Genomic DNA, 5482 nt, shown 5'->3' with positions numbered 1-5482 from the left:
AGGTTCACGAACATCGCATTCACATTGCTGCGCAGCCGCGACTCCTCACCCGCCAACCGCACCGCCTCACGATGCACCTCATCGAACGCCCGCGCCACTTCACCGATCTCGTCGCTGGAGGAGACCGCGATCGGCGGCACGCGGATCGACTTCGCGTCGACCTCGCCGTCGCGCAGGTTCCGGACGAGCTCGGGCAGCGTCCGGCTGGCGACCTTGAGCGCGTCTCCGCGCAGGCGGCGGAGCGGCCGGACGAGCGAACGGGCCATGATGGAGGTCATCGCGAGGACCATGAGCAGCAGCACGGCGACGATGACGATGTTGAGTCCGGCCAGCTGCTTCTCGCCGCCCTGGATGTCGGCGCTTCGCGTGGCGATCTGCTCGGACAACGACTTCTGCACCGCGTGGAGCCGGTCGATGGTCTCCGTCATGGAGTCGAACCAGCGGTTGACGTCGCTCGCCGTCGCGGGGTCCAGCCGGCGCAGGGACACGCCGGTGCTGTGGAGCAGCACCGCCCTGCTCGCGTACAGCTCGCTTCGGCCGATCTTCTGGCTGGCGACCGTGTTGTCGTAGAACTGGCGCTGGGCCGGCGTGGCCACGGCGCGGAAGGCGGAGCGCTCGCTGAAGCGCCGGGAGCGGGCGTCGAGGAAGGCGTTGAACTCGGTCTCCAGGAAGGAGCCCCGGACGAGGGCGATCGTCAGCAGACCCCGCTGCTGGGACGCCTCCTCCTCCGTGCGGGCGACGGCGCGCACGGCGGCGCTCGCCGCGATGAGCTGCTCGTCCGTCGAGCCGTTGCTCAGCTCGTCGAACAGCTGCAGGATTTCGGCGATGGTCTCCGAGTACTTCTCCATGGTGGGAAGCGGCGGGAGCTGCGACTTGGTCACGGTCTGGCGCAGGGAGGCCAGCTGGCCGAGCCGGGTGCGGGTGTTCGTCAGCGTCTTCTTGCCCAGCTCCGACAGCGACGGCTCGGCCACCGTGGCGACCGGGAAGACGCGTTTCACGCTGGCGTCCACGACCAGTTGCTGGCGCCTGAACTGGTCGCCCTCCTGTGACCTGCGGCCCGAGGCGACGAAGCGCGCCGCCATGTCCCGTTCGAGCGCGAGGTCGCGCGACAGCTCCCCGAGCTGGGACACCAGGGCGCCCACGTCGCTGTACCGCTGGTACTGCTCGGCGCTGCTGATCGACCCAGTGACCCGCAGGGCGCCGAAGAGCACGGCGACGATGGTCGGGACGGCGATCAGCGCGATGAGGCGGGTGCGGACACGCCAGTTACGCAGGGCGAACGCGCTGCCCGGGTTCGGCAGCTCCGCCGGCACGTCATCGGCCACGGACGGTCCCGGGACGTCGGGATCCCTACGACCGGGCTCGGTCGTTGTCGTCGTCACTGGTGGCAACCTCTCGCCATGGGCCTGCTTGGGTATGAGCGGCATCGTCACGCCAACGAGATGATCGCAGGCTAGTTCGCCCCAATTTGAGCACAAACCTCAGTGATGAGCCAACGCCTCAGGCTTTCCATCGTTCCAACGGCGACTCTGCGTGTCCGGCTATCGGACTAGGAACACACGGCAGGGATATATAGGATTTGCCAGGATATTGTTCTCAAATCTGACATATAGCGGATATCACCATATAGGTGGTATAGCGCTTCAGCTCTGATCTTCTCTCCGGTACGCTTCACGCCCGGCATCCAAAGGTGCCCATCTCCAGAAGCTTCCCCTGGTAGGAGAACCCCCCATGAGACGCATACTGCGCTGTCACGCCGTCGCCCTGGGCGTAGCAGCCGCACTTACCCTTGCCGGTTGCAGCGGGGCCAGTGATGCCCCCACCACGGCCTCCGGTGGCAAGGGGTTAGAGAAAACCACGATCAAGGTCGGGGCCCTGCCCATTCCGGACGTCGCGCCGCTGCACATCGCCATTGCCAAGGGATATTTCAAGGACGAGGGCCTCACGGTCGAGCCAGTGGTCATCACCGGTGGCGCTGCGGCCATCCCGATGATCAAGAGCGGCGCCCTGGACATCTCCCAAGGTAACTACGTCTCGTCCTTCCTCGCGACCAGCAAGGGCGAGAAGCTCAAGATGATCGCCGACATGTACCAGGCCGGCCCCAACACCTTCAACATCATGGTCCCCAAGAACTCGCCGATCAAGACGGTGGCGGACCTCAAGGGCAAGACCGTCCTGGTCAACAACCTCAAGAACGTCGCCCAGCTTGCGGTGACGACGCAGCTGAAGGTGGCCGGGCTCAGCGAGACCGACGCCAAGTTCGCGGAGAAGCCGTTCCCGGATATGGCCAACGCCATCAACAGCGGGCAGGCCGACGCCGGCTGGATGACCGAGCCGTTCATCACCGCCACGCAGACCCAGCTCGGCTTCCGCAAGCTCGCCGACACGATGACGGGCCAGATGGAGGACTTCCCCATCGCCGGGTGGATGGCCACCGACGAGTGGACGCAGAAGAACCCGAAGACCATGGCGGCCTTCCAGCGGGCGATCGCCAAGGCGCAGACGCTCGCCTCCAGCGACCGCAAGGAAGTGGAGAAGGTGCTGCCGAAGTACACGAAGATCGACGCCCAGACGGCGTCCGTCATCACCCTGGGCAGCTACCCGAGCGAGCTGAACGAGAACCGGCTGCAGAAGGTGGCCGACCTGATGCTCGAGTACAAGTACCTGGAGAGCCCGATCGCCGCCAAGTCGATCATCGTGACGGCTGCCAGCGGATGATCGGAGCACGGCTGCTCCGCGGCCTCGCCGGCGCCGCGGGGTTCCTCGTCGCCGGCGAGCTGGTCATCCGTTTCGCCCTGAGCAGTGATCTGATCTTCCCCCCGCCCTCGGTGGTGCTGTACGAGGCGGCGCGCCTGCTCGGCGACGCCGACTTCCTGGCGGGGGCGGTCATGACCCTCCGGAACTGGGCGCTCGGTCTGCTGATCGCCGTCGTGGTGGCCGTCCCGCTGGGAGTGCTGCTGGGCGCTCTCTCCCCCGTGGAGCGAGCGGTACGGCCGCTGCTGGAGTTCATGCGGCCGATCCCCTCGGTCGCGATCATCCCCCTGGCGATCCTGCTGATCCCGCTGGACATGGCGATGAAGGTCTCCGTCATCGTCTACGCGTCCGTCTGGCCCATCCTCATCAACACCCTGTACGGCATGCGCGACGTCGACCCGGTGGCCAAGGACTCGCTGCGCAGCTTCGGGTTCGGGCCGCTGGCGGTGCTGCGCCGGGTCAGCCTCCCCAGCGCCGCGCCCTTCGTCGCGACCGGTGTCCGGATCGCCGCGGGGATCGCGCTCATCCTGGCCATCAGCGCCGAACTGCTGGCCGGAGGCACCGGTGGGATGGGGGTCTTCGTGATCCAGGCCGGAACCGGGAACAGAACGGACCTGATGCTGGCGGCGACGTTCTGGGCGGGCGCCCTGGGGCTGACCGCCAACGCGATACTGCTGGCCGCGGAGCGCCGTCTGTTCCACTGGCACCGGATGCGGACGGGGGCGCGAGCGTCGTGAAGGTACTGTCCAGGCTCTGGTTCGTCCCCGCGGTGATCGTCGTGTGGGAGATCGTCACGCGGATGACCGGGGACACCGACTTCCCGCCGCCCTCGGCGATCGTGCTGCGCATGCAGGAGATGTGGTTCTCCGGGCCCGCGTCCCGGCTGTTCCTCACCGATGACGCGATCGCGAACATCGTGCCCAGCCTGCAACGCATGTTCGGCGGCTGGCTGCTGGCCGCGGTGATCGGCATCACGGTGGGAGTGGTCCTCGGGCGCTCGCGCGTGGCGGCCGACTATTTCGACCCGCTCTTCGAGTTCGGTCGCGCCATCCCGCCGCCCCTGCTGCTGCCGCTCTTTCTCGTGCTGTTCCACGCGGGTCTGCAGATGCACCTCGCCACGATCGTGTTCGGTGTGATCTGGCCGGTGCTGCTCAACTCCATCGACGGCGCCCGCGCCGTGGACCGCACCTACACCGAGACGGGCGTGGTCTTCGGCCTGTCGAGGGCCCAGCGCCTGCGGGTGATCGTCATTCCGGCCGCGTCCCCCAAGATCTTCGCGGGGCTGCGCCTCAGCCTGTCGCTGGCGCTGATCCTCATGGTCATCTCGGAGCTCTTCGGCAGCACCGACGGCATCGGCTACCAGCTGCTCCAGGCTCAGCGCGGATTCGACACCCCGGCCGTCTGGGCGACGATCGCCCTGCTCGGACTTCTCGGCTACCTCGCGAACGCGCTGTTCGTGCTCATGGAGCACCGCGTGCTGATCTGGCACCGGCAGGCCGGCCGAACCAGGTGAACGCCGAGCCCTGCCAACCCACAGATTCACATATCTCTTCTGCTGAACTCATAGAAGGCAAGTACACATGCCCCATTCGGACGATCTCCTCTGGGACGCGGTATCCGGCCTGTCCCGTTTCGCGGCACTGCTGACCATGGCGGAGCTGGGTGTGGCCGACCACCTGGCGCACGGTCCGGTCACGACCGAAGAACTGGCCGAGCGTTGCGGAGCCGATTCCCACGCGCTGCGCCGGGTCCTGCGTGAGCTGGCCGGCATGGGCCTGATCCGCGAGGCCGGGGCGGACGGTCACGACCTGACCGAGCGGGGAGCCGCCCTCCGCTCGGACGCCCCGGACTCGATCCGTTCCTCCATCCGCATGCTCGGTGAGGAGGGTTTCTGGTACGCCATGGGCAATCTGCCGACGACGGTCCGCACCGGCAGGTCGGCGTTCGCCGCCCAGTACGGCCACCTGTACGAGCATCTGGCCGCCCGTCCGGAGACGAGCCGGCTGTTCGACGACTACATGCGGGCCAGAGCCGTCACGTTCACCGACGGCCTGGCGAAGCGGTACGACTTCTCGCGGGCCGGCACCATGGTGGACATCGCCGGGGGCAAGGGGCACATCCTCGCCACGGTCCTTCAGGCCAATCCGGGGATGCGGGGTGTCCTCTTCGACCTCGAACACGTCGCCGAGAGCGCCCGGGAGTGGCTGAGCGGCGAGGGCCTGGCCGACCGGTGCGACGTCGTGGCGGGAGACTTCTTCGCCGAGGTGCCGGCCGGCGGGGACGTGTACCTGCTGGCCAGCGTCCTGCACAACTGGGGCGACGACGACGCGGTCAGGATCCTGCGCAACGTCCGCCGGGCGATGGCCCCCACCGGCCGCGTGCTGCTCCTCGAAGTGGTCCTGCCCGACGACGAGGCCCCGCACCTCGGCAAGGATCTCGACATGCGGATGCTGGCCATCTTCGACGGCGCCGTCGAGCGCAGCCGCCAGGAGTACGCGGTGCTGCTGGACCAGGCCGGCCTGAAGCTCGCGGACGTGGTCGAGCTGGGCGCGGGCGCCTCGCTCATCGAGGCCGTGCCGAGCTGACGATCGTCGTCTGCTAGTTGCTCCAGCCCGGCACGGCCATGCGCACGCTGAGCGCGTGTTCGACGAGGTTGATCAGCGCGCTCTTGACCGAGTCCTTGGAGCGCGCGTCCAGACGCACCAGCGGGATGTGCGGCGCCAGCGTC

At 67.7% G+C, this 5482-nt stretch carries 5 protein-coding genes; 4 read left to right on the top strand and 1 reads right to left on the bottom strand.

Annotated features, from left to right (window positions below):
* The coding region (locus ABZS51_RS42160; RefSeq protein WP_355453811.1) for a nitrate- and nitrite sensing domain-containing protein at window positions 1-1325 on the bottom strand (1325 nt) is incomplete at its 3' end.
* 406 nt (window positions 1326-1731) lie between these two features.
* On the opposite strand from ABZS51_RS42160, the gene ABZS51_RS42155 reads away from it, so the two are divergent.
* The 4 genes from ABZS51_RS42155 to ABZS51_RS42140 all read left to right on the top strand — a co-directional run bounded on the left by ABZS51_RS42155 (window position 1732) and on the right by ABZS51_RS42140 (window position 5339).
* Window positions 1732-2718, top strand: coding sequence for an ABC transporter substrate-binding protein (locus ABZS51_RS42155; RefSeq protein WP_355453808.1), 987 nt, complete (start codon window positions 1732-1734; stop codon window positions 2716-2718).
* Complete coding sequence (locus ABZS51_RS42150) at window positions 2715-3491, top strand: ABC transporter permease (protein WP_310710710.1); 777 nt, start codon at window positions 2715-2717, stop codon at window positions 3489-3491. The genes ABZS51_RS42155 and ABZS51_RS42150 overlap by 4 nt, the downstream gene beginning before the upstream one ends.
* Window positions 3488-4267, top strand: coding sequence for an ABC transporter permease subunit (locus ABZS51_RS42145; protein WP_355453805.1), 780 nt, complete (start codon window positions 3488-3490; stop codon window positions 4265-4267). Before ABZS51_RS42150 ends, ABZS51_RS42145 begins: the two co-directional genes overlap by 4 nt.
* Window positions 4268-4334: 67 nt before the next feature.
* Window positions 4335-5339, top strand: a complete 1005-nt coding sequence (locus tag ABZS51_RS42140; protein ID WP_310710708.1) for a methyltransferase — start codon at window positions 4335-4337, stop codon at window positions 5337-5339.
* Window positions 5340-5482: the final 143 nt, after the last annotated feature.

It is taken from the genome of Nonomuraea sp. NPDC005501 (assembly GCF_040605905.1).
Taxonomy (GTDB): Bacteria; Actinomycetota; Actinomycetes; order Streptosporangiales; family Streptosporangiaceae; genus Nonomuraea.
This window is presented reverse-complemented; position numbering and strand designations above follow the sequence as displayed.